General features: G+C 64.0%; 26 protein-coding genes and 1 tRNA gene. 6 read left to right on the forward strand and 21 right to left on the reverse strand.

Annotation, left to right across the window (positions count from 1 at the left end):
• Nucleotides 1-31: 31 nt before the first annotated feature.
• The 8 genes from ASG84_RS22265 to ASG84_RS22300 all read right to left on the reverse strand — a co-directional run bounded on the left by ASG84_RS22265 (nucleotide 32) and on the right by ASG84_RS22300 (nucleotide 7,581).
• Nucleotides 32-568, reverse strand: a complete 537-nt coding sequence (locus ASG84_RS22265) for an acyltransferase (RefSeq protein ID WP_057479164.1) — start codon at nucleotides 566-568, stop codon at nucleotides 32-34.
• Nucleotides 569-657: 89 nt separating this feature from the next.
• Nucleotides 658-1,986 carry a PQQ-binding-like beta-propeller repeat protein gene (locus ASG84_RS22270; RefSeq protein ID WP_057479165.1) on the reverse strand — a complete coding sequence of 443 codons (1,329 nt, stop codon included), beginning with the start codon at nucleotides 1,984-1,986 and terminating at the stop codon, nucleotides 658-660.
• A complete protein-coding gene (locus tag ASG84_RS22275; protein WP_057479166.1) occupies nucleotides 1,983-3,365 on the reverse strand; it encodes a hypothetical protein in 1,383 nt (460 codons plus the stop codon). Before ASG84_RS22275 ends, ASG84_RS22270 begins: the two co-directional genes overlap by 4 nt.
• A gap of 107 nt (nucleotides 3,366-3,472) precedes the next feature.
• Nucleotides 3,473-3,545, reverse strand: a tRNA-Ala gene (locus ASG84_RS22280).
• A gap of 55 nt (nucleotides 3,546-3,600) precedes the next feature.
• Complete coding sequence (gene sepX / locus ASG84_RS22285) at nucleotides 3,601-4,470, reverse strand: divisome protein SepX/GlpR (protein WP_057479167.1); 870 nt, start codon at nucleotides 4,468-4,470, stop codon at nucleotides 3,601-3,603.
• A 144-nt stretch (nucleotides 4,471-4,614) separates the two neighbouring features.
• The gene (locus tag ASG84_RS22290) at nucleotides 4,615-5,262 is read right to left on the reverse strand and encodes a GNAT family N-acetyltransferase (protein ID WP_057479168.1); all 648 of its coding nucleotides are present in this window, start codon (nucleotides 5,260-5,262) and stop codon (nucleotides 4,615-4,617) included.
• A 72-nt stretch (nucleotides 5,263-5,334) separates the two neighbouring features.
• Nucleotides 5,335-6,594, reverse strand: a complete 1,260-nt coding sequence (gene glp, locus ASG84_RS22295; protein WP_032377296.1) for a molybdotransferase-like divisome protein Glp — start codon at nucleotides 6,592-6,594, stop codon at nucleotides 5,335-5,337.
• 33 nt (nucleotides 6,595-6,627) lie between these two features.
• Complete coding sequence (locus tag ASG84_RS22300) at nucleotides 6,628-7,581, reverse strand: UTP--glucose-1-phosphate uridylyltransferase (RefSeq protein WP_057479169.1); 954 nt, start codon at nucleotides 7,579-7,581, stop codon at nucleotides 6,628-6,630.
• Nucleotides 7,582-7,688: 107 nt separating this feature from the next.
• On the opposite strand from ASG84_RS22300, the gene ASG84_RS22305 reads away from it, so the two are divergent.
• The 4 genes from ASG84_RS22305 (at nucleotide 7,689) to mscL (ending at nucleotide 10,057) form a co-directional block, all read left to right on the forward strand.
• Nucleotides 7,689-8,285, forward strand: coding sequence for a 5-formyltetrahydrofolate cyclo-ligase (locus ASG84_RS22305; protein WP_057479170.1), 597 nt, complete (start codon nucleotides 7,689-7,691; stop codon nucleotides 8,283-8,285).
• A gap of 144 nt (nucleotides 8,286-8,429) precedes the next feature.
• Nucleotides 8,430-8,786, forward strand: a complete 357-nt coding sequence (locus ASG84_RS22310) for an FmdB family zinc ribbon protein (RefSeq protein WP_032377299.1) — start codon at nucleotides 8,430-8,432, stop codon at nucleotides 8,784-8,786.
• An 88-nt stretch (nucleotides 8,787-8,874) separates the two neighbouring features.
• Nucleotides 8,875-9,537, forward strand: a complete 663-nt coding sequence (locus tag ASG84_RS22315; RefSeq protein ID WP_057479171.1) for an SAF domain-containing protein — start codon at nucleotides 8,875-8,877, stop codon at nucleotides 9,535-9,537.
• Between the two features lie 43 nt (nucleotides 9,538-9,580).
• Nucleotides 9,581-10,057: a large conductance mechanosensitive channel protein MscL gene (gene mscL / locus ASG84_RS22320; RefSeq protein WP_057479172.1), complete on the forward strand. Its 477-nt coding sequence runs from the start codon at nucleotides 9,581-9,583 to the stop codon at nucleotides 10,055-10,057.
• 130 nt (nucleotides 10,058-10,187) lie between these two features.
• Here mscL and ASG84_RS22325 read toward each other — a convergent pair whose 3' ends face one another.
• From ASG84_RS22325 to ASG84_RS22360, 7 genes are all read right to left on the reverse strand, one after another.
• Nucleotides 10,188-10,631 (reverse strand): hypothetical protein, encoded by a 444-nt coding sequence (locus ASG84_RS22325; RefSeq protein WP_057479173.1) that lies wholly within the window; start codon nucleotides 10,629-10,631, stop codon nucleotides 10,188-10,190.
• A gap of 144 nt (nucleotides 10,632-10,775) precedes the next feature.
• On the reverse strand, nucleotides 10,776-11,549 hold the full coding sequence (locus tag ASG84_RS22330; protein WP_057479174.1) for an MspA family porin: 774 nt from the start codon (nucleotides 11,547-11,549) through the stop codon (nucleotides 10,776-10,778).
• Between the two features lie 772 nt (nucleotides 11,550-12,321).
• Nucleotides 12,322-12,819 carry a MogA/MoaB family molybdenum cofactor biosynthesis protein gene (locus ASG84_RS22340; protein WP_032377304.1) on the reverse strand — a complete coding sequence of 166 codons (498 nt, stop codon included), beginning with the start codon at nucleotides 12,817-12,819 and terminating at the stop codon, nucleotides 12,322-12,324.
• Between the two features lie 89 nt (nucleotides 12,820-12,908).
• Nucleotides 12,909-14,453: a S1C family serine protease gene (locus ASG84_RS22345; RefSeq protein ID WP_082521154.1), complete on the reverse strand. Its 1,545-nt coding sequence runs from the start codon at nucleotides 14,451-14,453 to the stop codon at nucleotides 12,909-12,911.
• Nucleotides 14,454-14,575: 122 nt separating this feature from the next.
• Nucleotides 14,576-16,027, reverse strand: a complete 1,452-nt coding sequence (locus tag ASG84_RS22350; protein WP_057479176.1) for a HAMP domain-containing sensor histidine kinase — start codon at nucleotides 16,025-16,027, stop codon at nucleotides 14,576-14,578.
• Entirely contained in the window at nucleotides 16,027-16,713 is a 687-nt protein-coding gene (locus ASG84_RS22355) for a response regulator transcription factor (RefSeq protein ID WP_032377306.1), read from the reverse strand. Before ASG84_RS22355 ends, ASG84_RS22350 begins: the two co-directional genes overlap by 1 nt.
• 55 nt (nucleotides 16,714-16,768) lie before the next feature.
• Nucleotides 16,769-17,383: a trimeric intracellular cation channel family protein gene (locus tag ASG84_RS22360; protein ID WP_057479177.1), complete on the reverse strand. Its 615-nt coding sequence runs from the start codon at nucleotides 17,381-17,383 to the stop codon at nucleotides 16,769-16,771.
• 114 nt (nucleotides 17,384-17,497) lie between these two features.
• Between ASG84_RS22360 and ASG84_RS22365 the strand changes: the two genes are divergently transcribed.
• Together ASG84_RS22365 and corA are read left to right on the forward strand one after the other, a co-directional pair.
• Nucleotides 17,498-17,779 (forward strand): PASTA domain-containing protein, encoded by a 282-nt coding sequence (locus ASG84_RS22365; RefSeq protein WP_156399663.1) that lies wholly within the window; start codon nucleotides 17,498-17,500, stop codon nucleotides 17,777-17,779.
• A gap of 73 nt (nucleotides 17,780-17,852) precedes the next feature.
• Nucleotides 17,853-18,869, forward strand: coding sequence for a magnesium/cobalt transporter CorA (gene corA / locus ASG84_RS22370; protein WP_057479179.1), 1,017 nt, complete (start codon nucleotides 17,853-17,855; stop codon nucleotides 18,867-18,869).
• Between the two features lie 63 nt (nucleotides 18,870-18,932).
• On the opposite strand, the gene ASG84_RS22375 is transcribed toward corA, so the two are convergent.
• The 6 genes from ASG84_RS22375 to mrf form a co-directional block, all read right to left on the reverse strand.
• Nucleotides 18,933-20,651 (reverse strand): metallophosphoesterase family protein, encoded by a 1,719-nt coding sequence (locus tag ASG84_RS22375; protein WP_057479180.1) that lies wholly within the window; start codon nucleotides 20,649-20,651, stop codon nucleotides 18,933-18,935.
• A gap of 160 nt (nucleotides 20,652-20,811) precedes the next feature.
• Nucleotides 20,812-21,993: an RtcB family protein gene (locus tag ASG84_RS22380; RefSeq protein WP_057479326.1), complete on the reverse strand. Its 1,182-nt coding sequence runs from the start codon at nucleotides 21,991-21,993 to the stop codon at nucleotides 20,812-20,814.
• 331 nt (nucleotides 21,994-22,324) lie between these two features.
• Nucleotides 22,325-23,389, reverse strand: a complete 1,065-nt coding sequence (locus ASG84_RS22385) for a VIT1/CCC1 transporter family protein (protein ID WP_057479181.1) — start codon at nucleotides 23,387-23,389, stop codon at nucleotides 22,325-22,327.
• 76 nt (nucleotides 23,390-23,465) lie between these two features.
• Nucleotides 23,466-23,633, reverse strand: coding sequence for a 50S ribosomal protein L32 (gene rpmF, locus ASG84_RS27205; RefSeq protein ID WP_082521155.1), 168 nt, complete (start codon nucleotides 23,631-23,633; stop codon nucleotides 23,466-23,468).
• 3 nt (nucleotides 23,634-23,636) lie between these two features.
• On the reverse strand, nucleotides 23,637-23,897 hold the full coding sequence (locus ASG84_RS22390) for a type B 50S ribosomal protein L31 (RefSeq protein ID WP_057479182.1): 261 nt from the start codon (nucleotides 23,895-23,897) through the stop codon (nucleotides 23,637-23,639).
• Entirely contained in the window at nucleotides 23,894-25,126 is a 1,233-nt protein-coding gene (gene mrf / locus ASG84_RS22395; protein ID WP_057479327.1) for a ribosome hibernation factor-recruiting GTPase MRF, read from the reverse strand. Before mrf ends, ASG84_RS22390 begins: the two co-directional genes overlap by 4 nt.
• Nucleotides 25,127-25,205: the final 79 nt, after the last annotated feature.

A 25,205-nucleotide genomic window follows, 5' to 3' on the forward strand; every position in this document is an offset into this window, starting at 1 on the left:
GTGATCGCCCGGTTTATGCGCGGAGAGTCGACTAATCGTTCAGATTGCGGACTCTTATCGCCGGACTGCCCACGTAGACCCCGTCGGGATCGCAGTCCTTCGTCACCAGCGAGCCGGCACCCACGATGCAGCCCGCGCCGACCCGGACGCCCGGCATGATGACGGCACCGGAGCCCACCCAGGTTCCCGTTCCGATCGTCACCGGCTTGCCCACCAGGCGCCCGGCCCGTCGAGTCGGAGCGCCGACCTCGTGCGTGCTGGTCAACACGCGCACATGGTCCGAAAGGAAAACCCCATCACCGATATCGATGTCGGCGACCGTGTCGAAGTAGCAGCCGTGATTGACGAATGCACCCGCACCCAGCCTGAGTAGGCCTCGTCCCTGGACCGTCTGACCGCCGTAGACGAGCGCACGCGCACCCGCCCGTACGCGAGCTCCCCGCAGCGCCCGTCCGCGGAGTACGGCGGGCAGAAGCGGGCAGTTCGCCAGCGTCACCACGGCCGATTGCCGCACCTGGAACAGAGCCCAGAAGACATCGTCGGCTACGTATCCTCGCCAACCGTGCATGAGCAGAACCTTAGCTGTGCGCAATGAGCCTCCGGAACGACCCAGGGGCAGGAGTGGAGCCTGCGGAACGACCCAGGGGCAGGAGTCCGTCAGCGGATCACGTTGATCCGGGCTTCGTTCAGCACGACAACTCCGTCGCGGACAGCGAACAGGTCGATTTCTTCCGACAGCCCCTCGGTGTTTCCGAGTAGCCCTTCCACCGACACCGGTTTCCGACGGGAGCCCGTGCTCGGATCGATCGCAACGATCTCCCCGAGATCGGACAGCCAGACGGCGTCGTCGTGCAGCACCTCGGGAGTGACCGGGAGCGGCTCGACAGTCGCGGGCCACGCCTGCGCGCCGGTGTGAAGATCGAGCGCAGGGGCTCCGCCCGCCAACACGACGTTCCCGACAATCGCGACGTCGCCGGTATACAAGCAGCCGTACTCGTCTTCGGCGCAGGACCAGATCTTCCGCCCCGTAGAGGGGTCGAAGGCATTGCCGTTCAACAGAACTGGGTCGTCCTGTTCCGCTGGTGCATCGATCGTCACTCGTTGATAGGCCTCGGCGTCGACGGTCCCCAGCACACGGCCGCGTATATCGACCACGTCGGTCCGATACTCGAACAGGTCACTGCAATGCCGCCCCAGGACGAAATGGACATCGGTCCCGCGAACCGAACGTGCTCGGACGCAGTCCGGCACACCGAAGCTCGAGATGATCTCACCGGTCTCCGCATCGAACACCGCTGTGGAGGAAAGAAAATTGGTGACGCCTACCCCGCCCACGAATTCGATCATGTCTCCGTACGGTTGCATTCCCACATACGTCTCCTCCATGGTCAGAGACCACCGGGAGTCCGGGTTGTCGAGGGTCCCCCGGTGAATCCGTGTGGTGTAGCCGTCGATCGCGCCTTCCATCACGTAGATGTCGGCGCCGTCGGTCGCGACGCTGAAGATCTCCCACTCCGTCGGATGACGGGTGACCGTGCCGTCGGCCGTGTTCACCGCAACGACATCGTGTCCGCCGGTGCACAACAGCAGTGCGCCGAGAAGCGATGTGGAGCAATTCGAGATGCCTTGCGCCGACGTCGTCCACCGCACGTCCCCGGTCGATGCGTCGATTCCGACCAGCTCGGACTTGTCGAATTCCTGGGTTTCCTGGTTCGTCACGCCGACCTCGGTCACCAGAATCTCGCCCGCCTCGATGACGCCACCGACCTTCTCACCGAACCGAGCACCCACGGGGTCGGCGAAGGTGGCGAACTCGTTGCCCACCACGTCGGCTGCATCGAGAGTCCACACTGCGCCCGGCGATGTCGGCGTCGACTGCGTTCGAGGCTCACTCTCCTGGTCCGAGGCACCCACCGACACCACAGCTGCACCGACGCTGACGATTGCCGCGACCGCACTGATCGCCAGCCGTCGATAGACGTTCACAGCACATCCAGTCCTTCGGCCGTCGCGATGTCACGGAGAATCTCGGCATCGAGCGGTTCGTCGGGGTTCTCGGCGTGTGAACGCACCTGCACCTGCGTACCCGACGGGTAGGTGACGGTCACCGACCGATACATCCCTCCGGTCGAACCAGATTGTGGCGCAGGCGAATACGAGTACGGCGATTCGTCCACCTGGACCACCGCTCCGCCGTCGAGCGTCTCTGTCGACAAGGGTCTGCTGGCGTAGGCGGGGTCGTACACGTCCGGGACGGTCGGCAATTCCTGGCCCCCGCGAATGGAGATCGACAGGTCTGCGCCGGTGTCGAGCACGTCGACGTGCGTGCACACCACCCCGGGATCGAAAGCCGCGAGCATCAGGCTGTTCAGACCGTGATCGAAGCGCAGGCCCGTGTCGACACGCTCGAGCGCGGCGTTCATTTCTGATGCCGTAGCGGCGTCGATCTGCGCGCCGCCGCCGAAGAATGCGAACGAGTTGTCGCACGCCTGCGCCGGTTCGGGGGTGCCGGACGGAATCGCCGCGCTGATCCTGAGTTGTGGCAGCGATACGATCGACTTCAATTCGTCGATGGTGAGCACGACGTCCCGCTCTCCGACATTGCTCGACCGAAATCCTTCGCTGTCCGATGCTGTCGCCCTGATCTGCGAGCCATCCGGGGCATACGCCACTACCGACCGGAAGTTCGTCCGATCGTCGCCGTACTCGTACCACGATTCGTTTGCGTCCACGATCGTGCCGTCCCTCGCTGTCGTCCGCTCCTGGAGGGCACCGGCGACGCAGGGAGGAACATCTCCCGCCGCGGAGACATCGACGGCGAGCAGGCCCAGGGTAGGTCCGCGCCACATCTCGGCCGAAGCCGACGCGACCCCCGGCGGCGACGGGTCTCCCGGTTCACTCGACGTCTGCGGAATCGGCTGGAAGACCAGCGATTCGCGAGTGCTCCCGAATGCGACATCGACGCCGTCCGGCAGGGCATCGCCGAGCGCTTCGGTCATCATCACCGACCGGGGTCCTGAGTACCACGGGTACTGCGGGTTGTCGTAACTGTCTGCACTGGTGACGATCTGTCCCCATGTGCCGGATTCCGGGACGGGGCGTTCGACGTCGTCGCACCCCGGGATGGTGGTGGGAAACTCGACCTCGGGACTGCGGAACGTAGTGTCCACCGGCTCGGAGGTCGGCTCCGGCGCGTCGATTGCGGTCGCCTCCGATGTCGGTGCCGCATCGGTTCGCGAGTCGGGTTGCTGCACGTCGCCGCGTTCCAGAACCGCTGCCAGACACACTCCGACAGCAACGATGGAGACGATCGTCAATGCGTCCGCCACCAGTCCGGCGCGACGAGGACCGAGGCGACTGAGCACCGGACAAACATACAGTTACCGATGCGAACCAGACACGCGTTCTCGGCCCTATACGCGAAAACAGGCCCGATCGACAGTGTCGACCGGGCCTGTTCGCGAATCCGGGGTGGAGCTGAGGGGAATCGAACCCCTGACCTTCTCGATGCGAACGAGACGCGCTACCAACTGCGCCACAGCCCCTTTGCCGTCGTCGAGACCGGCTTGGTAACCCTAGCAAAGCCGCGTCGGACGGCCGCTACGCGCCCTGCGCCCGGCGCATGTTCCGATCGTCGTCACGGCTGGCCTGGAACGGCTCCTCGTAGTGGTCCAGATGCTCGAACTCGGGATCCTCGTCGTCGATCTCGAGAACGACTGCGCCCGGTCGACGCAAGCGCTGTGGGACGAGCTCGAGCTCCTCGTCGGTTTCCGATTCCACCCCGAGCCGGGACCGACCCATTCGGGTGAGCCGACGCCGGCGCACTTCTTCCTCGATCTGCACCTGCCGGCGCAGGTAGTAGAGGTATCCGACGAGGACGGCAACGGACAGACCGCACAGCCACCAGATCATCGGAGAAATGATGAACGCCAGTGCCGCTGTGGTGATCGCAGCGAACACCAGACCCAGTACTGCGCGCTGCCGGAAGGCATATCGCGCGGCGCGGGCGATGGCGTCGGCTTCGGGATCGAAACCGCCGCGGCCGCGTCGGCGAGGCACGAAGTCGTCGTCGACGACGCCGGGCTCGTGCGCGGCTGATCTCTCCCGCTCTGGTTCCTGCACCGGTGCGTCGCGTTCGAGATCGTTCTCTGCTGCGTGAGTGTCCATCGGGTCCTCCGCGGTACCGGGTAGATCGGGTGAGTCGATACGAACAGCCGCCACGGTCGGGCCGAAGATCTCACGGGCCGGAGCAGACACTCGGAGGTCGTCCTCCGGTCGCCAGTCGGGATCGCTGCGGTGGCCGGTCGCTGGGCCGCGCTGCTTTCGCTTGGTGCCACCCCGATGCAGCACGCGTGTGGCGAGAGCCGCATCCGTGGTCTGCATGATCTGGGGACGCTTGGTCATCAGCATGGGAAGAAGAACGAAGAGCCAGACGGCCACGAGACCGATCCAGATGACCGAGTTCGGCATCGGCGATGTTCTCCTCCCTTGGCAACGGCGACAGGCGTGACGACATCAGGTTATGGGGAGGAGGTACAAGATCGACGCAGACGCGCCGACCCGAATTACACTCCTGTCACTTTGACAACAGGAGTGCCATCTTTTTCGGGCAGATCAGGCCCATGCCGCGCGTCCCGCACGGACCAGCCGATCGACGACGGTTCCCTGCACTTCGCCTGAGGTGATCGCCACGAGCTTGTGATCGCGCCATTCACCGTCGACGTCCAGGTACTTGTAAAGCAGACCTTCTTCGCGGAACCCGACGTTGCGCAGCACTGCCTGACTGGCGAGATTCTCCGGCCGCACCGTTGCTTCGACGCGGTGCAGTCCGACGGGGCCGAAGCAGTGGTCGAGTCCGAGTGCAAGTGCTGCGGTCGCAACGCCCTTACCGTTGACTTCCTTGGACACCCAGTAACCGATCCACGCGGACCGCAGTGCGCCGCGAACGATGTTGCCGGTGGTGATCTGTCCACAGAATTCGCCGTCGACCTCGATGACCATGGGCAGCATGTGTCCTTTGCGGGCCTCGGACTTGAGGCCGGAACACAGGGTGGGCCACGAAGAGATGTGGTGCCGTGAATTCCAGCTGCCCTCGCCGCTGGGCTCCCAGGGCTCGAGGTGGGCACGGTCTTCGGTGCGAATCCGGCTCCAGGCTGCCGCGTCACGCACCCGTACCGGCCGTACCGTCACGGTTCCGCCGGCCACTCTCACAGGACCCAATTTCGCCGGCCAACCTGGGTGGCTCGACCACGTTCGCGGCATCCGTCGATCGTATGCGCTACGCGCATGTGAGCGGAAATTCGTAGTCCACTACGAACTTCCGCTCACCTGGCGTCAGCCTCTCTGTGCGAGGAACGAGACCTTCACTTCTTCGCCGGTGCGGATTTCGGTGACCTCGGGATCGATGACGACCAGGCAATTCGCCTCGGCAAGTGTCGCGAGAAGGTGTGACGACGATCCCGGCGCGCCGCCGAGCGCCTGAACCAGATACTCGCCGGTTCCCTCGTCGCGCATGAGTTGGCCGCGGAGAAATCCCTTGCGGTCCTCGATCGAGGTGATCGGTGCCACGGTTCGCGCCGTGACGGTCCGACGCATCGGCTGTCGTCGACCGAGTGCGATGCGAATCAGCGGACGCACCATCACCTCGAACACCACCAGCGCGCTGACGGGGTTGGCCGGCAGCAAGAAGGTGGGTACTTCGTCGCGTCCGAGCTGGCCGAATCCTTGAACCGACCCGGGATGCATGGCGACTCGTTCGACCTCCATGTCTCCCAGCTCACCGAGCGCTTCCCGCACACCGTCCGACGCGCCGCCGCCCACTGCCCCGGCGATGACGACGATCTCGGATCGGATCAGTTGACCCTCGACCACCTCGCGCAGTCGCTTGGGATCGGTACTGACGATTCCGACGCGATTGACGTCGGCTCCGGCGTCGCGCGCTGCGGCGGCCAGCGCGTAGGAGTTGACGTCGTACACCTGTCCGGGCCCCGGGGTCCGGTCGGTGTCGACAAGTTCGCCGCCTACCGAGATCACCGACAGCCGAGGACGCGGATGTACCAGCACCTTGTCCCGGCCGACCGCTGCGAGCAGGCCGACCTGAGCTGCACCGATGATCGTGCCTGCTCGAACCGCCACGTCACCGGGCTGGACGTCGTCGCCGATCTTGCGGACGTAGTCACCCGAGCGCACCGGACGGAACACTTTGACGCGGGCACGACCGCTGTCGGTGCGATCCAGCGGCAGCACCGCATCGGCCAGCGTGGGCAGTGGTGCGCCGGTATCGACGCGCACTGCTTGCCGTGGTTGCAAACGAATGGGTTGACGCGATCCGGCCGAGACCTCGCCGACGACGGGCAGCGTCAGGTCGATGCGCTCGTCTTCCTCGTTGCGCAGATCCGTACCGGCGGCTGCCACGTCGACGCTGCGCACTGCGTAACCGTCGATCGCTGCCTGATCGAAACCGGGAAGGGGGCGCTCGGTGACCACTTCTTCGGCACAGAGCAGACCCTGTGCTTCCGAGATGGCGACCCGAACAGGCCGTGGAGCCACCGCCGCTGCGGTCACTCTGGTCTGCTGATCTTCGACCGAGCGCATCTGGCCCTTCCTCTAGTACATCGACCCGCGATGCTATTCGTACGTTGTCAGTTCCGGTGCCCAGCTGTCGCTCAAGCGTTCGTTCAGCCATTCGCGCAGCGCCGGACCGTAGTCGTCACGTTGCAAAGCAAAGTCAACCGCAGCGCGCAGGTATCCCCCGGGATTTCCGAGGTCGTGTCTCGATCCGCGGTGCACCACCACGTGGACGGGGTGGCCTTCAGAAATCAGCAACGCAATGGCGTCGGTCAGCTGCAACTCGCCGCCGGCACCGGGCTCGATACGACGCAACGCGTCGAAGATGGCGCGGTCGAGCAGGTACCGTCCCGCGGCAGCCAGGTTGGACGGCGCGTCCTCCTGCTTCGGCTTCTCGACCATCCCGGTGACTTTGAGGACGTTCGGATTGACGGCATCGGGCACGATCTCGACGGAGAAGACGCCGTAGGACGAGACCTTGTCGTCGGGCACCTCGATGGCGCACAGCACCGAGCCGCCGCGCTTGGCGCGCACCCGAGCCATGACGTCGAGCACACCGCGGGGCATCACCAGGTCGTCGGGGAGGAGGACTGCGACCGAATCCTCGTCGTCGTCGAGGGCTTCTTCGGCACAGGCGACTGCATGCCCGAGTCCGAGCGGCTCGTGCTGGATGACCGACTGCACGTCGAGGAGTTTGGGGGCGACGCGCACTTTTTCGAGCATTTCGAGCTTGCCGCTCGCTTCGAGCTTCTTTTCCAGAACGAGATCCTCGACGAAGTGGGCGACGACGCCGTCCTTGCCGGGTGAGGTGACGATGACCAACCGCTGTGCACCGGAATCGGCCGCTTCTCCGGCGACGAGTTCGATACCGGGTGTGTCGACGACCGGAAGCAGTTCCTTCGGAACGGTTTTCGTCGCCGGCAGAAACCGGGTTCCCATGCCTGCGGCGGGGACGATGGCCGTGCGGAAATGCACAGGCGTGGCGGCGGTCGTCGCTGTAACGGCTTCTGTCATGGTGCTCACCCTATCCATGGTTTCTGTAGATCTGCTCGCCGTGTGCTGCGTTCTACCCCCGAGTGCATATCGTTGAACGACAGCACAGGAAGGGTGGGTGAACCGTTGTGAGCGTTCCCGAATTATCGGAGAACACGCCCAAGGATCGTTGGCGGGCACATGTCCTCGCCCAACGCCGACTGCTCGACGATGCGCAGCGCGCGGTGGAGTCCTCCGCACTCTGCCATGTCGTGGCCGAGTTGGCTGCCGAACACCCGTCGGTGGCCGCGTACGTGCCGGTCGGCCGGGAGCCGGGGTCGATCGAGATGCTCGACGCGATGGTCCGTGCCGGCTCCACCGTCCTGCTTCCGAGTGCGCACGAGCCGGGACCGTTGCGGTGGGTGGTGTACACCGGTCGCGACTCCCTGGTCACTGCTCCGTTCGGTTTGCTGGAACCCTCCGGCCCTCTTCTGGAACCCGACGCCGTCGCCGGCTGCTCGCTGGTGCTGATTCCGGCGTTGGCCGTCGATCGGCGCGGTGTTCGGTTGGGCCGCGGTGCGGGCTTCTACGACCGCACACTGGACCTGTGCAGACCCGACGCGATGCTGGTCGCGGTGGTGCGCGACAGCGAAGTGATGGATCGACTACCCGACGAACCGCACGACCGAAGAGTGACGCACAGATTGACTCCCGGCGGCGGACTCGTACGCTCGGGTACGGAATAACGTTCCGATTCGATTGGTTGGCACTCCTGACTGTAGAGTGCTAATGCTCTCCCCAGTTTCGACGAACAGATAAGACACCGGCGGTGTTCGGCCTCGGCTCGTAGAGCAGCCAATCTCCTCGGTGACCAGCGCGGAGGAAACACGATGCCCACTTACTCATACGCCTGCACCGAGTGCGACAACCGCTTCGACATCGTCCAGTCCTTCACCGACGACACGTTGACGGTGTGCCCGGCGTGCTCCGGCAAGCTTCGAAAGCTGTTCAATTCCGTCGGCATCGTCTTCAAGGGCAGCGGCTTCTACCGCACCGACAGTCGCGGTGGCTCGAGCACCTCGAGCGAGGGCGCAGGCGAGAAGAAGTCCGATGCTGCCGCCGCGAAGTCGGACTCGAAGTCCGAGTCCAAGTCCGACTCCAAGCCGGCCGAGAAGAAATCTTCCGATTCGTCGTCGTCGAGCTCCTCGTCTTCGTCGTCCACCACGAAAGCTGCTGCAAGCCAGTAGCTTTCCGCTTCATCCACAGGCCGGGCCGTTATCCACAGCCCGGCCTTTTCGGCGTTCGAAGCGCCTTCGTCGGCGATAGCGTTCCAGCATGACCGCTCGTAAGAACCGACTCGACTCGACTCTGCTCGATCGCATCACCCTGCGGCCGGCGTGGGTCGGCTCCCCGAAGTTCCGGCGGGTGGCGGCAGGCGCATTGGTGGCACTTGCAGCAGTCTTGTTCGTCGACGACGCCGCAGGCGACGACCGAGTCGAGGTGATCACCGCAGGACGCGATCTGACACCCGGGACGGTTCTGACGCCGGCCGATGTGGTCGTCAGCGACTGGGATTCAGCCAGTGTTCCCGAGGGCGCACTGATCGATACGGCTGCGGTGGACGGCCAAACGCTGACCGGGCCGGTACGAACGGGCGAGTTGCTCACCGACGTACGCCTACTCGGATCTCGGACCGCCACGACGGCACTGGGGACCGAGGCGCGCGTCGTACCGGTGCATCTCGCGGACGCCGGAGTGAGCGACCTGCTGCGGGAAGGCGATCAGGTCGACGTGTTGACCGTCGAGGTGCAGGACGACCCGAATGCTGTCCCGGCGGCCCGGGTACTGGCGTCCGGGGCTGTGGTCGTACTCGTCTCCGCCGACGCCGGGGGCAGCAGACAGCGAGATCGCGTGGTGCTGTTGGCCTTACCCACCGACGATGCGACGACGGTGGCCGCCGCATCGTTGGTCAGTGCTCTAACGGTCACTCTGCACTAACGTTCCTCGAGACAGAACATACCGAGCGTTGGGAGAAGGGCTCATGCTGAAGGGCTTCAAGGACTTTCTACTGCGGGGCAATGTTGTTGACCTCGCAGTCGCAGTGGTCGTCGGTGCGGCATTCACCGCCATCGTCACCGCATTCACCACGAATATCATCAACCCGCTTGTCGCCGCTCTCGGCGGTTCCAACGAATACGGCTTCGGGTTCCAGGTGACGTCGTCGCCGGAATCGTTCATCAATGTCGGCGCTGTCATCACCGCGATCATCAACTTCGTCATCATCGCCGCAGTGGTCTACTTCGTGCTGATCCTGCCGGTGAATACCGCGAAGAAGCGCTTCGTCAGCCAGCCGGAGAAGGAACTGAGCGACGTCGACGTGCTGGTGCAGATTCGCGACATCCTTGCCGGCGGTACCGCAGCGGGACAGAAGCTTTCGACTGCCGAAGACACCACGGGCGGAAGCGGCGAGGCTATGGATTCCTCCTCCCCCGACCTCGGTAAGCACTCCAAGGACTGACGCCCACGCCCACGCTTGGGCGGCCCCCTAACGAATGAATGTGCCAGTCACGCACTCAGAGTGTGTGACTGGCACATTCATTCGTTGGTGGGGGGTGATGATGGGACAGTCCGAGAGGGCCGTCAGGCGATCAGTTGGTGAACGTGGACAGCGGAAGTGCGTCGAGGGTGATCGTCGTGCCGTCGGCCTCGCAGGCAGACTTCACAGCTGCGCCGTTGTCGACGAACGCCTTACCGGATTCACTGTCGGTGGTCGAGAGCTCGAGTGTGTCCGCCGGCAGCCCATCGCTGAAAGTCGTCAGCGAGCTCGCAACATCTCCTGACGCGGTGCCGGGCAGGGCTTTCAGCTTGTCGACTGCGGCCTGCTTGTCGGCGGTCCACTCGTCGATGTTCTCGGCGGATCCTGGTCCTGCCGCCGCCAGGCCCACGAATGCATTGTGGTCGGCCGCGAAGGTGTTACAGACGCCGGTGTTCTCGCCGGAGGCCGCGGACTCGTCGCTGCTGCAACCGGCGGCGAGGCCGAGAGCAAGGATCGCTCCTGCAGCGGCAACTGTGTAACGGGCTTTCGAGTGCATCTTTGGTTCAGTGCCTCTCTGTACAAATCGAATTGCCTTGTGCCGAACATAGTTCAGGCCCGTACGGAGTGATCCGTACGGGCCTGAACTCGTGTAATTCAGAACTCGTGAACTTACTTCACCGAGCTACAACCGATTCGGAAATCAGTTGAGACGAACCGGTGCACCGTACGTGACAGCAGCGTCGCCCGTAGCGCTTACCAGCGAAACGTAGGGACGGATCGTGACGTTGCCCAGGATGCCGGTGGCGGTTCCGTGCAGGTTCGCGATCTGGAGGGAGCCACTGGTGCCTGCTGCGTCACCCTCGGAAGAGGTGAGGTCTGCCGACTCGTCGATGACTGCGACTGCGCCCTCGGACTGAATGACGCCCGGGCCGTTGCCCAGCTCGATCGCCGCGGTGGCCTGTGGGATCAGCTGAACGCCGATATCGAGACCGCTGCTGGACGTTCCCGTGCCGGTGAGAGGTCCAACGGAAGGTGCCGTTCCGTCGAGGGGGAAGGTACCGGTGACGGAAGAGTCGTTGCCGCTCGAGATGCCCAGATCTGCGGACGGCGTAGCCCACTCGATCGTGACGGTTCCGTTGAGGCTCATCGGGTAGCCGACCTGGTAACCGATCTTGAGGGTGCCCTCGAAGTCGTCGGCCGAGGGGCCCTGGACGTCGTAGGAAGCCCGGCCGTTAGCGAACCACTCACGGGTGAGCGGGCTGCCGTCGAGCGGAGCAACACCGTTGATGAAGGTGTCGGACAGCGTCACCGTGATGGTGTTGCCATCGGCGTCGACAACCGAGTTGGAGCTGTCGACAGCGGCGGAAGCGGTTCCGGTACCGAGCACCAGGCCGACAACCGAAGCGCTGGCAGCAACTGCGACGCTCATGGACTTGAGTCCCCGGCTGCGCCGCGACTTCTGGATCTCCGTCATTTATTCCTCATCATGTTCAGTCCCAGCGCGGTGTCGCACGGGGAAGCTTGTGGCTTTCACCCTCGAACTAGATCGGCCGCAACGATGCGAACGAGCCCGAGCCGGATGGAGCCGTGAAGGCCACATCCTCGTTCAACTGTTCCGAGATGAAGGGCGCGGCACCGGTTGGTCCCACGCCCTGATCCTTGGAAGCTGAGGGGAACATTAGAGGAGATGCCTGACCGTGACAATCCCTACGATCGGCCTTCAAACGTTGCCGACTCGTGATGTGTTTCGACGGCGTGAACAACTTTCACAGCAGTGTTAGCGATAACCCGAGTCACAGCATCTCGCGGAAGCGCCAAACCGTTACATCCGTCTCATTCGAGTAAACCCACCCTGATGTGGGAATACTCCGACACGGCCATGTCCGGATCGGCCGAATAGTCCGGTCTGCGTCGCGTCCACTACGTCCGATTTGAGGCTCGGCGTCCGAAGCTACTACTGGGTAGCTCGCTAACGCTAGGTAAACGAGTAACTAACAGACCTGTCATTCCAGCCAAGAAAATGTGTCGTGGATCACATCAAAAGTAATGGGGTGGTCGCTGCTGTTCCAACCATTCGTCCGACTTCGATCCGCTCGACCCTGCATCCGGACCGTCTTGTCGCTCGTCCCCGGTCGTCTCCGGAAGTACCTCGCCGAAGATGCGAGCGAGCCGGGCCCGTTCTGCTCGGGCCCGGCTCGCTTCGTCTTCGGCCGATCGATCGTCGTTCGGCTCGTTCATCGGTATCGCTACGCGTCCAGCCCCGACAACTCGGCAATGACCTGGCTGGCCAACGGAGTCAGCGTCGCCATGCCGTCGCGAATAGCGGCCCGCGACGAGGCCAGGTTGACCACCAGAGTGCTGCCGGAGACGCCGACCAAGCCTCTGGACAAGCCCGCGTCCAGCGACCCTGCTGCCAGACCGGACGACCGCAATGCCTCGCTGATGCCCGGAATCTCACGATCGAGCACCTCGGCGGTGACATCGGGGGTCACATCTCGCGGCGAGACCCCGGTGCCGCCGATGGAGACCACCAGATCGACACCACCGATCACCGCAGTGTTGAGCGCGTTTCGCACGTCGACCTCGTCGGCAGTCACTGCAACGACGCCGTCGACGAGAAAACCTGCCTCTGTCAACAGTTCGGTGACGAGCGGACCCGTCGAATCCTTCTCGGTGCTGTGCGCAGTCCGGTCGTCCACGATGACGACCAACGCGCGTCCTGCCAGTGGTGCGTCGAGTTCCATACCGCTCACCGTAGTAGTAAGGCCTCCACCCGGCTCACGCTGTGCGTAAATCGTTGCAACCGTCCCGTGCCTACCCGCTTCCCGCAACATCAACGACCGCCCGGGAACGACGGGATCTGGAAGGGCAGCTGCTGTTCCTGCTGCTGTGTCTGGGGCTGCTGCTGAGCCGCCGCGGGCTCTGCGGTTCCGAGCGTCACCTTCGCCGTCTTCTCACTTCCACCGTCGGTGTAGGTGACGGTGACGGAATCCCCGGGAGCGTGCGAACGCACCGCTGCGATCAGCGCGTCACCGCTGGAGATGATGCGATCGTCGAGCTTGGTGATCACGGCACCCTTCGGAATTCCTGCCGATGCTGCCGGTCCACCCTCGGTGGCCTCGACGACGGTTGCGCCGTTGGCATCGTCCTGCGACGGCACCTGCACCCCGATCATGGCCTGCGTGGCCTTGCCGGTGGTAGCCAGCTCGTCGGCGATGCGCTTGGCCTGATCCACGGGAATCGCGAAGCCCAGGCCGATGGAGCCGCTCTGCGCGCCGGAGCCCTCGCTACCACCCAGCGTGGCAATCGCGGTGTTGATGCCGATCAGTTGGCCCTCGGTGTTGACCAACGCACCACCCGAGTTGCCCGGGTTGATCGCCGCGTCGGTCTGGATGGCGTCGATCACCGAGTTCTGGTTGCCGGATTCACCCGACGTCGAGACCGGGCGGTTGAGCGACGACACGATGCCGGTGGTGACGGTGCCCGCCAAGCCCAACGGTGAACCGATCGCGACAACCTGCTGTCCCACTTCGAGATTCGACGACGAACCGAGTTCGATGGGCGTCAGATCGGTCTTGCCCTCGGCCTTGATGACGGCCATGTCCGATACCGAATCGGCACCGACGAGCGTGGCGTCGGCCACCGAGCCGTCCGAGAACGCAACGGTGAGTTTGCCGTTGGCTCCCGCCCCCGTCGCGACGTGGTTGTTGGTGAGGATCAAACCGTCACTGCTCAGAATGACGCCCGAGCCCTCCCCCTCCTGCTGAGAACCCTTGACCTGAATCTGCACGACGCTCGGGAGAACCTTGTTGGCCACGGCCTGAACGGAGCCGTCGGGGAAATTGGCGGCCGGCTGCGCGGCCGTCACAGTGGAGTTCAACGAATTGCTGACTGCGCCACCGTTGCCGTTGGCGTTGTTGGTCGCGATCGCACCGACCGCGCCGCCGATTCCGCCGCCGACCAGAACCAGCGCGATGGCTCCGGCGACCAGCGCCGAGCGACCGGACCGGGTCTTCACAGCTCCCGGTACCGAGTTCGACTGCGGTGCAACGTGCTGCGGCTGAGCATGGGCCTGCGTGGACGCCTGAGGATGACCCTGCTGGCCGTAGGGCCCGTAGCCGGGCTGGTAGGCCCCTTGCCCGTAGCCGGCGTACTGCTGCGGGTAACCCTGCTGCGGCGGTTGCGACCCTGTGTTGTGGGGTTGGCCCTGCTGGGACGGGAACTGCTGCGTCGGGTGCTGCTGGGCGGGATCCTGCTGGGTCGGATGCTGCTGGGCCGAGTAGTTCTGCTCGTCGCCGCCCGAAGCCCGGTTCACCGGATGCTGCTCGGACCCGGCACCCTGTCCGGGCTGTTCGGATTCGTTACGGTCGTCACTCATCGTTGCTGCTTCCTTCAGTAGGGACCTCGACTTCCGAGGTCCGCCCGCCTTCTTGCTACTCACTGTGCAGGGCGGTACTGAGAGCGCGCTGAGATCCGCCTATCAGTTTCCCGAGAGTGCGGTCAGGGTGCCGAGAGTGTGTGCGGATCCGGGGCACCTTCGCCCGGTAGCACGATCCGAATGAGCGCACCGCCGCGTTCGGATACCTCGACCCCGATGGTGCCGCCGTGCTTGACGACCACCTGTCGCACAATCGCAAGCCCCAGACCGGATCCCGGCATCGAGCGCGATGCCGTGGAGCGATAGAAGCGCTCGAACACCAACTCGCGATCTTCCTCGGGGATACCCGGGCCCGCGTCGTCCACCGTCAACTCGAGCAGGCCATCACCGATCTGCCGCATGGCAATTCGCACCTCGCCGCCGCTCGGACTCCACTTCGCTGCGTTGTCCAGCACGTTCAACACGGCCCGCGACAATCCCGCCTGGTCGCCGTAGACGAACCACGGCATCAGCGTTGCTTCGAAGTCGATTTCGTTGCGGCGTCGGCGTGCTCGTTCGAGGCTACGTTCGACGGCATCGGCCAGATCGACGCGCTCGAACACCGTCTCCGGTGCATCCTCACGCGCCAAATCGACCAGATCCCCTACCAGCGTGGACAGTTCCTGAATCTGCGCCACCACGTCGGTTCGCAGTTCGGCCATGTCCTCGTCCGGAATGGACGGCGCACCAGGGCGACCGGCCGCGATGAGCAACTCCATGTTGGTCCGAAGCGACGTCAACGGTGTCCGGAGTTCGTGGCCTGCGTCGGCGACCAATCTGCTCTGCCTGCCGCGGGATTCGGCGAGCGCCCGGAGCATGGTGTTGAAACTCTCTGTCAATCGCGCCAATTCGTCGTCACCGGTGACCGGGATGGGCGTCAGATCGTCGGTACGCGCCACTCGCTCGGCTGCAGCCGTCAGTCGCGCGATCGGACGTAAACCAGTACGTCCCACTGCCATACCTGCTCCGGCAGCCAACACCACTCCGCAGCCGCCGACGATCAACAGGACCCACGCCAACCGGTCCAGCACTTCTCCGGTGGGCAACAGCCGCTGCGCCACGACGAGGGTGCTGCCGTCATTGGTCCGGATGGCCAGCACTCGCTGGTCGTCGAGCGTCCGCAGCGACGACTGCTGATCGCCCCGCACCACAGCGAGTTCGGCGTCGCCGATAGGCACCTTCGGGCCCGGTGGGTTGTAGCTGGACATGTCCGGATAGATCAGAGCCACACTCACGTCGGTGCTGTACAACGTGGCACCGGCAACGAAGCGAGGGTCGTACGAGACGAGGGTCGACTCGGCCAAAGCCGATGCCCGAGAACGCAATTGCGTGTCCACATCGCCGTACAACGCTCGCGACACCACCGTGTATGCGGCGATGGCCATCACTGCCACCGCGATTGCGACGACCGAGGCCGCAAGTAATGTCACCCGCCAGCGCAGGGACACCGACCGCGTCAGCGGTGTCGGCGGTCTCATCGGAGTAGGCGCGCCAGCACCGACGTCGGCCGTCTTGCGTCCGAACGAAGCGACCATCACGGGGGCGTTTCGCGTAGGACGTACCCGACACCGCGCACGGTGTGGATCAGCCTCGACTCCCCCTCCGCCTCGGTCTTACGTCGCAGATAACCGACATACACCTCGAGCGCGTTGCCCGACGTAGGGAAGTCGTAGCCCCAGACTTCTTCGAGGATGCGACTTCTGGTGAGGACTCGGCGCGGGTTCGTCATCAGCATCTCGAGCAACGAGAATTCGGTGCGGGTGAGGCTGATGGAGCGCTCGGCACGCGAGACCTCCCGGGTGACCGGGTCCAGAGACAGGTCCGCGAACGTCATGGTCTCCGAGTCGATGCCCGCCTCCATCGCGGTGCGCCGTAGCAAGGCCCGCAGCCGGGCCAGAAGTTCTTCGAGCGCAAACGGCTTGGGCAGATAGTCGTCGGCACCCGCATCGAGACCGGCGACGCGCTCGGAGACAGAATCCCGAGCCGTCAGCACGAGGATCGGCAGGTCGTCGCCCACACTGCGTAATCGTCTGCACACTTCGAGGCCGTCGAGCCGAGGCATCATCACGTCGAGTACCAACGCATCGGGGCGTCCCGCCGCCACCTGCTCGAGCGCGTCGAGACCGTCGACCGCCAGGTCCACGGTGTACCCGTTGAACGTCAGCGACCTGCGCAACGACTCACGCACGGCTCGATCGTCGTCGACCACCAATATCCGCATTCGTACAGTTTGTCCTGGTCGACTGAGATCTGTCTGAGAGGGGTACCTACTCCCCCTAGAGCACTGGAAGGTTCCGAGCCAGCGGGAGGTTCCACTTCCGCCACAGCGCGAGCAGACGCAAACCCGTCGCGAGCACTGTTCCCACGACCAGTCCTACGTTCTCCGGCAGCGTCAGGACGTCTGCCAACACGACCGTCGACGCGCCGAGCAACGCCGGCAGGGCATACAGGTCTCGATGCAGGAGCAGGGGCACTTCGTTGACCAGCACGTCTCGGATCACGCCGCCGGCCACCGCCGTTGTGGTGCCGATGAGGGCTCCCGACAGGGCGCTTCCCCCGGAAGCCAACGCGATCGTCGCACCGGTCGACGCAAACAATCCCATCCCGAAAGCGTCGAGCACGAGAACGCCGCGTCGGACCTTGCCCATCTGTCGATGAGCCACGAAGACCACCAACGACGCGAAGAACCCGACGGTGAGATTCGGCCACGTGTCCAACGACGTCGGCGGATGGATGCCGAGGAGAAGATCACGGATGATTCCGCCGCCGATGCCCGTCGTGATTCCGACGACGCAGACCCCGAACAGATCCAACCGGCGGTGTACTCCGACCAAAGCACCTGACGCCGCGAAGACTGCGATACCGATGTAGCCGAGGAGGTCGAGAAGCATCGGATCAGCATGTCACGGCACTGACAGCAGCTTCACAGCAACATCCGAGGGGCGACTCAGCATCGGCGAGCAGTGTCGTGTTGTCAGCGATTCCGCCTCACCGAGGAGAACATCATGCGTATCGGATTCAAGAAGACCATCGCCACGATCGCCGTAGCCGGTGCCCTCTCACTCGGCGGTGCTGCCGTCGCTCAAGCCGCGCCGGATCGGGCCACGATCCCCGTTGTCGCGGGGAGCTCAGAATCGGATGCGCTGCAGGCACTCTCGGATGCCGGCTTCACCGACGTCATTACCGACTACGACCGTCCCGACGCGACCGTGATCGGAACGAATTTTCAGGCCGGTACCAAGGTGAGCGAAAACGCGACCATTCTGGTGATCGTCGGCAACGGCTAGCTCGGCCGTTCACACGATAGTCTCGATCGGGTGCCGTCCGGCACGTCTGTTTCTCGAACCGAGGTGATCAGAAGTGCCGATCGTCGACAACGCCGTCTACGTCGAGGGGAAGCGAACCGCGAATCCCGAGAGCCTCGATATCACCTTCGAGTGCATGCGAGATCGTCACGGAATGGCATGGATCGGCCTCTACCGACCTGAACTCAGCGAAATCAACGCTGTGGCAACTGAATTCGGTCTGCATCGATTGGCAGTCGAGGATGCCATTGCGGCCCATCAACGGCCGAAGCTCGAACGGTATGCCGAGCAACTCTTCGTCGTACTGCGCCCCGCCCGATACATCGACGAGACCGAAAAGGTCGAATTCGGCGAATTGCACATTTTTCTCGGCGTCGATTTCGTCGTCACCATTCGCCACGCCGAATCGCCCGAACTCGGGAAGGTACGGCATCGACTCGAGGAATCGCCCGAATTGCTCGGTCTCGGTCCCGAAGCGATCCTGTACGGCATCCTCGACCAAGTGGTCGACGAGTACGTTCCCGTCATCAAGGGTTTGCAGACCGACATCGACGAGATCGAGGATCAGCTGTTCACCGGCGATCCGAGTGTGTCGCGACGAATCTATTCACTGTTGCGTGAGGTATCCGAATTCGATCGTGCTGCAAAGCCTCTGGTCGAGATGATCGAATCCCTCAAGCGCGGATCGGACAAGTATCACGTCGACGTCGAATTGCAGCGCAATCTTCGCGACGTGCTGGACCACGCGATCCGCATCTCCGACCGCATCGAGGCATTTCGGTCCAATCTGCAGAACGCAATGACCGTGCACTCCACCATGGTGGCGCAGCAGCAGAACGAAGAAATGCGCAACATGACCCAGGTCAGCCTGGAACAGAACGAACAGGTCAAGCGCATTTCGTCCTGGGGCGCAATACTTTTCGCGCCCTCGCTCATCGCCGCCATCTACGGAATGAACTTCGACGACATGCCGGAGTTGAAGTGGCAACTCGGATATCCGATGGCACTGATTGCCATGGTGATCTGTTCGAGCGCGCTCTACGTGGTGTTCAAACGCCAGAAGTGGTTGTAGAGCGGCTTCGCCGCAGGTGAGCGGAAATTCGTAGAGGGGGTCGAAGTTTCGCTCACAAGGGTGTCAGGACGAACCGAAGATCGGGCCGACGGGGATCGTCCGCTCGAACGTGAGTCGGTCGAACTCATTGCCGTATCCGTCGATGGCACCGATGGTCATCGTGCTGGCCTTGATTCCCGGAATACCCGGCACCACATCGACTCTGACGAACGAGTAGTTCAGGAATCGCACCCGAGACCAGGTGATCGACTCGGCCGACTTGGTGCCGTCGGGTGCCCACACGTAGCTGTTCGGAACTGCCGTGTCGGGCAACTCGTTGCCGCGGTAGCTCACGCCCTCGCCGTCCTGGAACGTGTATCGGGGACGGCCGCCACCGCCGACGGTGTAGTACACCGTGCCGTCGGTCTTTCCGCACACCGTCGCGTTGTCGCCGGCCACCCGCGTCGCACGATTGCCGCGGATGGGATCGGTCCTCTCGAAGACGTGATTGTGCGCCTGAAGCACTACATCGACCTCGTACTTGTCGAACAGCGATACCCATGCGTCGCGCACGCCGCCGTCACTCGCGTGTGTCGAGGTGGTCGAGTACGCACAGTGATGGAAGAAGCAGACGATGAAGTCGATGTTCGGATCAGCACGATACTTCGCGAGAGTCTGCTCCACCCAGGTGTTCTGGGCTCCTCCGCTGTACCCGGTGTTGGCCTTGATCTCGTAGCTCACGTCGTTCGCGTCGAGCGAGAGGACGGCGGTGTTGCCGTAGACGAACGAGTAAGCCGACGGGCATCCCTTGGGCCCGGTGGTCGGCTGATCGAGACGTGCTGCGTGGCCGCCATATCCGTTGGGGCTGTATAGGGCTTCCATGTCGTGATTACCAGTCGCGAACAACCACGGTGCGGTGGACGCACTGGCCTCGATCGCCTGGAAGTAGCCGTCCCAGACGAAGGGGTTGAACTTGTCGAACCCCTTCGGCGGCGTCTGACCGTGCTTCGCGAACTGCGGCGGTAGACCGGCACCCGACGGATCCGCGTAGGCGATATCGCCGGCGAGAATGTGGAAGTCCGGACGCGATGCCTCGATCTGCCGATTGATGTTGCGCGCGTGCTTGACCGACGGTTCGTTGTCTGCCTTGTAGTACAGGTCGTCGTAGTCTCCGGCCACCAGACCCGGCGGCTGCGAGGGTGTTTCGTCGACGCCCTGATCGCCCATCATCGTGAACCGGAACGGAGCGATACGACCGGTCGGCAATGCCGGAGACGCGCTCCGGATGTCGCTGACGAAGCCGTCGGCGGTGCGCCAGCGGTAGTAGTGCGGCAGCTTGGGCGTCAGATTGTCGACGGGCACGTGCACGTAGTACTGCTCCGCCGAGAGAATTCCGCCGTCGGTCTGCGGCACCTGGCTGATCAGGTTGCGCACCTCGGCGGACGTCGTCGCGCCCAGTGCAGGCGTAGGGCCGTGGTCGAGAAAGACGCCGGTGAGGCCGGGATTACGCGAGAGTTGAGCGGAGAACCGCAGCTGCGTCGCCGGGTCGTTTCCGAATCCCATGTGCCGGCCGGCGACGGCCAATGGAGCGTCCTGCGCGTAGGCGGTGCGGGCGAACACCGAATTCCCGACGCCTACCGCGGCAGCCGTAGCGGCGGCTCCCACCAGGAAGTTACGTCGGCTGACCGGGTGCCGACGCAGGAACGACCGATGCCAGTCGTGCTGCTCGGCCATGGTCATGTTCTCGGCGAGAGTGCCCGGGATTCCGGTCGCGACGGTCTCGCCTGCGGGATTGAGCGTCATGCATCGATCGTGACCGCAGACCCCCCTCGGACGCTGAACAGAACGGAGCACGATAGGTGAACAGATGGAGAACACCGATGCACAACGGGACGAACGGGGACAATCCCGTCGGGCCCAGGACTTCGCAACACTGCGAAGTCCCGGACGCGACGGAAAGTTCTCAGGTCCCCTTGACGTTGAGGATCTGACGCAGCTCGTGCTCGATGCTCACCAGGTCACGGGCATCCTCCATCACGACGTCGATGGGCTTGTAGGCGTCCGGAATCTCGTCGATGAAGTCTGCACTGTCGCGGAACTCGATTCCCTTCATCCGCTCCTGCAGGTTCTCGTAGGTGAACCGCTTCCTGGCTTCGGTCCGAGAGAACTGTCGTCCCGCACCGTGCGGTGCCGAGCACAGGCCGGCCTTGGAACCCTTACCGACGACCACGTATGAACGAGTTCCCATCGACGCCGGGATGATCGCCCTAACACCCTCGTGTGCGTCGACTGCACCCTTACGAGTGAGCCACACGTCCTTGTGCGCGTGCGTTTCCTTCACCGTGTAATTGTGATGGCAGTTGATCCGCTCGACCTCGCGATGATCGTCGGTTCCCATCCACTCGGCGAACACCGCGCCGAAGCGGTCCATCATCTCGGCGCGATTCAGGTAAGCGAACAGCTGCGCCCACTTCAGGTCTCGGATGTACCGCCCGAATTCACGGGAGCTTTCGGGCAGGTACGCCAGATCCTTGTTGGGCAACGAGATCCACCACTGCGCACACAAGCGTTGCGCGATCGCGATGTGCTTCTTGGCGATCTTGTTGCCGACGCCCCTCGACCCACTGTGCAGAAACAGCCACACTCGATCGGTCTCGTCGAGGCACAGCTCGATGAAGTGGTTGCCGCCGCCCAACGAACCGAGCTGCTCACGCCACTGCGGTGAGTGGTTCAGCTCGACACCGTCCTTGGCCGCCAACTCCTCGAGTTCGAGTAGCTTCGGTGCGGTGAAGTCCCACCGGTCGACGCCGGCGTTGTAGTTGCCGGGCGACAGCGGGATGCTTGCCTCGATGGCGAGTCGCAGGTCCGTAAGATTACGGCCGTCGACGTCGTCGAGCATGAATTCCGTTCGGACACCGATCATTCCGCAGCCGATATCGACACCGACGGCGGCCGGAATAACAGCGCCCAGCGTAGGAATCACTGTTCCTATGGCGCTTCCCATACCGCTGTGGGCGTCGGGCATCAGGGCGACGTGCGGATGCACGAACGGCATCGACGCTGTTTCGCGAGCCTGCTCGAGCGTCTTGTCCTCGAGCTGTGACGCCCAGTTGAGCAGCCGTAAGCCCACCTTGTTCGGGGGCATGATGTTCCTTCCTGCCCCCTTGCACAAGAGGGCGTTATTCGATGGGTCGATTTACGAACTGTGCCTGTTTGCCACGGAGAGCAGCACGCAGTTCGGGCGAACATGCGCGCAGCACAACGCTCAGACCGGCTCTCGTATCGAGAACCGCACAAGGCAGACAAGTAGCACGCATGGTGATGACCCTATCGAGCGAAACCTCTTCGACGCGAGCGAATTAAGTCGAGCGGCGGGAATGGAAGAACGCGGGACTCAGTGCACGGAACTGCCGCGCATCGACGGGATCCCGTCGATCGGGCCCGATAATGCGCAAACCTGCCCACAACGCCGCGCCCTACACTCCCCCACCGAATGCCAAGCCAAGCAAATACGTCGCCCCAGCCGCGCCGTAGCCGATGGCGAGCTGTCGCAGAGCACGTTTGACGGGCGGTCCACCACTGAGCAGTCCCACCACCAGACCGGTACAGATCAGAGCCAGCCCGACGAGAACGGCGGCGACGATCAGCGCGACAAAGCCTTCGAGGCCGAACAGATACGGCAACACAGGGATCACCGCCCCCGAGGCGAAGAAGCAGAAGCTGGCTCCGGCCGCTCCGAGTCCGGTTCCGATGGACTCGTGCTCGTCGAGGTAGGGCGCCATCTCGTCGTCGGTGGGCAACAGCCGCAACACTTCCGACGCTTTTGCGTCGGCCTCCTCATGCGTCATTCCCCGGGCCCGGTACACCAGCGCCAGTTCGTTGGCGTCGACGTCCAGATGTTGGACGGCTTCGCTCGCGGCGCTGTCCGGGGACGACGCCTCGAGCAACTCGCGTTGCGAACGCACAGAGACGTATTCGCCTGCACCCATCGACAGCGCACCCGCGAGCAATCCTGCGAGTCCGGTGACCAAGACGATCTGGTTGGACACTCCGGAGCCGCTGATGCCGAGTACCAGAGCGAGGTTGCTCACCAGTCCATCGTTGGCACCGAACACCGCGGCCCTGAAAGTGCCGGAGAGCCGATTGCGACCGCGCGCAGCGAGCGCTCTGATCACCTCGGCGTGGATCTGCTCGTCGGCAGTCATCGCCTCCGTTGCATCGTCATCGGTGGCGTACGGCGACCGGGTTTCGGCTCGTTGTGCCAACGCGAGGACGAACACCGAACCGAACCGGCGCGCCAGGACACCGAGGATTCGAGTGCGGATGTCGCCTTTGAGCGGCATGCCGACTCGCTCACCCAGCAGATTTCGCCAATGCTGCTCGTGGCGGCCTTCCGCATCGGCGAGTGCGAGCAGTATCTCTCGCTCCTCGCCGCTGCGTCGGCCGGCCAGATCGCGATAGACGGCGGCCTCGGCCCGCTCGTCGGCGAGGTACTGCCGCCATCGTTTGACGTCTTTCGTCGACGGTGCCATCTGACTCATCGATCAAACGTAGCGGGCTCCGCCCTCGTGCGCGTTTTGCGTACCGGGAAGGGCGCAAAACGCGCACGACAGGGGGTCAGCTCGGGTCGTACACCCCAGTCTGCACCGCTTTGACCAGTCTGCGTGGAACCCGGAACTCCGTGCCCTGGAAACGCACCGTCACCAGATCCGGGGCAACGGCTTTCCACTGGGCTCTACGACTCCGCGTGTTCGAGCGCGACATCTTTCTCTTCGGAACAGCCATGACTCAGACGTCCTTTCGGCTTCGGCGGCCGTAGCGCTTCTCGAACTTCTCGACGCGTCCCTGGGTGTCCATCACGCGGGCGGCTCCGGTCCAGAAGGGGTGCGATTCGGACGAGACGTCGACGACGATCAGCGGGTAGGTGTTTCCGTCTTCCCACTCGGTCTCGCGAACCGACGTGACGGTCGATCGGGTGAGGAATTTGTTTCCCGTGCTCGAATCCTGGAACACCACCGGGTGGTAGTCGGGGTGGATGCCTGGTTTCATTCTGTTGCCTCTCGTGATTGTTCTGCGTACGGGGATTCACTGCTGTCGCAGGGGTCTTCGTGCCACTGGCCGAACGGGTCGGTCCACCTGGCCCACTGGGCGGGATCGGTCATCTCGTCGTCGGACACCAACGCCCACTGCAGAGTGCGGTCGATCTCGGTGGGGTCGGCCTGATGGACCAGGATCACCAACGAGGTGTCTCGATCACCGAACTGCTCGTCCCAACGCAACGCGGCCATTGCCCGTCGGGTGGTGTCGATGCGGTCCTGTTCCGCCGGAGTCATTGCGACAAGCCACTTTCCAGCGCTCGCCACCCGCAGACCGCCACCGGCCGACTCGATCCACAGTGCCTCGTCGGGCTGCGTGGCGACCCACGCCCGTCCGCGGGCGGTGACGACTCCGTCGAGCAGCACGTCGATGGCCTCGTGCAATCGCTCGGGGTGGAAGGGCCTCGTCGCGGTGAATTCCACGAGTGCGACCCCGCAGTCGACGGTCAAGGGCGGCTGGCCCCGCAACAGCGGCGAGTGGGCGTCCGTGATCTCACCGCGACGAGCGTCGAAGGGAACAGACGCGAGAACTGCTGGGCCGTCGACCATTGCGTCCTGGGCAACCCAGACGACGGGTGCGTTCGGGGCCAACCGCGCCAGAACGGCGGCGAGGCGTGCTCGCTCCCACGCGTCGACCTCGGGACCTGCAGTGACGACAAGGGCGTCGGCGTAGTCGACCTGGCCGACGACCAACTGCGCGACGGTTCGATCGTCGTCGCCACTGGCGACGACGCCTCGATCGGCCAACGCGTCGTCACCGGTCGCGTCGGCCAACCAGGTTGCGGCGTCGAGGCAGCCGATCACGGCGTCGATACGCACATCCCGCGAGGCCGGGCCGTCGATCTGCCCCACCACGTCTGCCACGACTACGTTGTCCACCGCCCAGCACAACGCCTCGGGCTCGAGGGCCGGGTCCAGGACGAGCACGATGCGATCGACACTGCTGCGCGTCGACAACGCACGCAGCAGCGGCAGCAGGTCTTCGCGGAGCGTGCACGAGACACAGCCGTGTGCCAGTTCCAGGATGGTTTCGCGCGGGTTCTCGCCCAGCACACAGAGCGTGCGCCGCACCACTCCCTCGGTGACGCGGCTCAGGTCGTGGCGCACTGCGACGGTTCCCGGCGCGAGTAGCGAGGTCACGACAGCGTCCATGGCTCCGGTCCAGCCGGAGACGAGGACCATCGGGGTTCGATCGTCCGCTGAGTTGTTCACAAGCACCCTTCTTCTCGACAACGATTTTCATTACTTGAGAACGCACGCT

This window comes from Rhodococcus sp. Leaf278 (genome assembly GCF_001426085.1).
Taxonomy (GTDB): domain Bacteria; phylum Actinomycetota; class Actinomycetes; order Mycobacteriales; family Mycobacteriaceae; genus Rhodococcoides.

Excerpts from the sequence above, each read along its gene's own strand:
- ASG84_RS22290 (WP_057479168.1), bottom strand. The coding sequence starts at position 5,262 with ATGCCGCGAACGTGGTCGAGCCACCCAGGTTGGCCGGCGAAATTGGGT.
- glp (WP_032377296.1), bottom strand. The coding sequence starts at position 6,594 with ATGCGCTCGGTCGAAGATCAGCAGACCAGAGTGACCGCAGCGGCGGTG.
- ASG84_RS22310 (WP_032377299.1), top strand. The coding sequence starts at position 8,430 with ATGCCCACTTACTCATACGCCTGCACCGAGTGCGACAACCGCTTCGAC.
- sepX (WP_057479167.1), bottom strand. The coding sequence starts at position 4,470 with ATGCCGAACTCGGTCATCTGGATCGGTCTCGTGGCCGTCTGGCTCTTC.
- ASG84_RS22265 (WP_057479164.1), bottom strand. The coding sequence starts at position 568 with ATGCACGGTTGGCGAGGATACGTAGCCGACGATGTCTTCTGGGCTCTG.
- ASG84_RS22350 (WP_057479176.1), bottom strand. The coding sequence starts at position 16,027 with ATGGTCGCTTCGTTCGGACGCAAGACGGCCGACGTCGGTGCTGGCGCG.
- ASG84_RS22380 (WP_057479326.1), bottom strand. The coding sequence starts at position 21,993 with ATGCCCCCGAACAAGGTGGGCTTACGGCTGCTCAACTGGGCGTCACAG.
- mscL (WP_057479172.1), top strand. The coding sequence starts at position 9,581 with ATGCTGAAGGGCTTCAAGGACTTTCTACTGCGGGGCAATGTTGTTGAC.
- ASG84_RS22355 (WP_032377306.1), bottom strand. The coding sequence starts at position 16,713 with ATGCGGATATTGGTGGTCGACGACGATCGAGCCGTGCGTGAGTCGTTG.
- ASG84_RS22325 (WP_057479173.1), bottom strand. The coding sequence starts at position 10,631 with ATGCACTCGAAAGCCCGTTACACAGTTGCCGCTGCAGGAGCGATCCTT.
- ASG84_RS22300 (WP_057479169.1), bottom strand. The coding sequence starts at position 7,581 with ATGACAGAAGCCGTTACAGCGACGACCGCCGCCACGCCTGTGCATTTC.
- ASG84_RS22315 (WP_057479171.1), top strand. The coding sequence starts at position 8,875 with ATGACCGCTCGTAAGAACCGACTCGACTCGACTCTGCTCGATCGCATC.
- ASG84_RS22330 (WP_057479174.1), bottom strand. The coding sequence starts at position 11,549 with ATGACGGAGATCCAGAAGTCGCGGCGCAGCCGGGGACTCAAGTCCATG.
- rpmF (WP_082521155.1), bottom strand. The coding sequence starts at position 23,633 with ATGGCTGTTCCGAAGAGAAAGATGTCGCGCTCGAACACGCGGAGTCGT.
- ASG84_RS22375 (WP_057479180.1), bottom strand. The coding sequence starts at position 20,651 with ATGACGCTCAATCCCGCAGGCGAGACCGTCGCGACCGGAATCCCGGGC.
- ASG84_RS22365 (WP_156399663.1), top strand. The coding sequence starts at position 17,498 with ATGCGTATCGGATTCAAGAAGACCATCGCCACGATCGCCGTAGCCGGT.
- ASG84_RS22345 (WP_082521154.1), bottom strand. The coding sequence starts at position 14,453 with ATGAGTGACGACCGTAACGAATCCGAACAGCCCGGACAGGGTGCCGGG.
- ASG84_RS22360 (WP_057479177.1), bottom strand. The coding sequence starts at position 17,383 with ATGCTTCTCGACCTCCTCGGCTACATCGGTATCGCAGTCTTCGCGGCG.
- mrf (WP_057479327.1), bottom strand. The coding sequence starts at position 25,126 with ATGGTCCTCGTCTCCGGCTGGACCGGAGCCATGGACGCTGTCGTGACC.
- ASG84_RS22340 (WP_032377304.1), bottom strand. The coding sequence starts at position 12,819 with ATGGAACTCGACGCACCACTGGCAGGACGCGCGTTGGTCGTCATCGTG.
- ASG84_RS22390 (WP_057479182.1), bottom strand. The coding sequence starts at position 23,897 with ATGAAACCAGGCATCCACCCCGACTACCACCCGGTGGTGTTCCAGGAT.
- ASG84_RS22385 (WP_057479181.1), bottom strand. The coding sequence starts at position 23,389 with ATGAGTCAGATGGCACCGTCGACGAAAGACGTCAAACGATGGCGGCAG.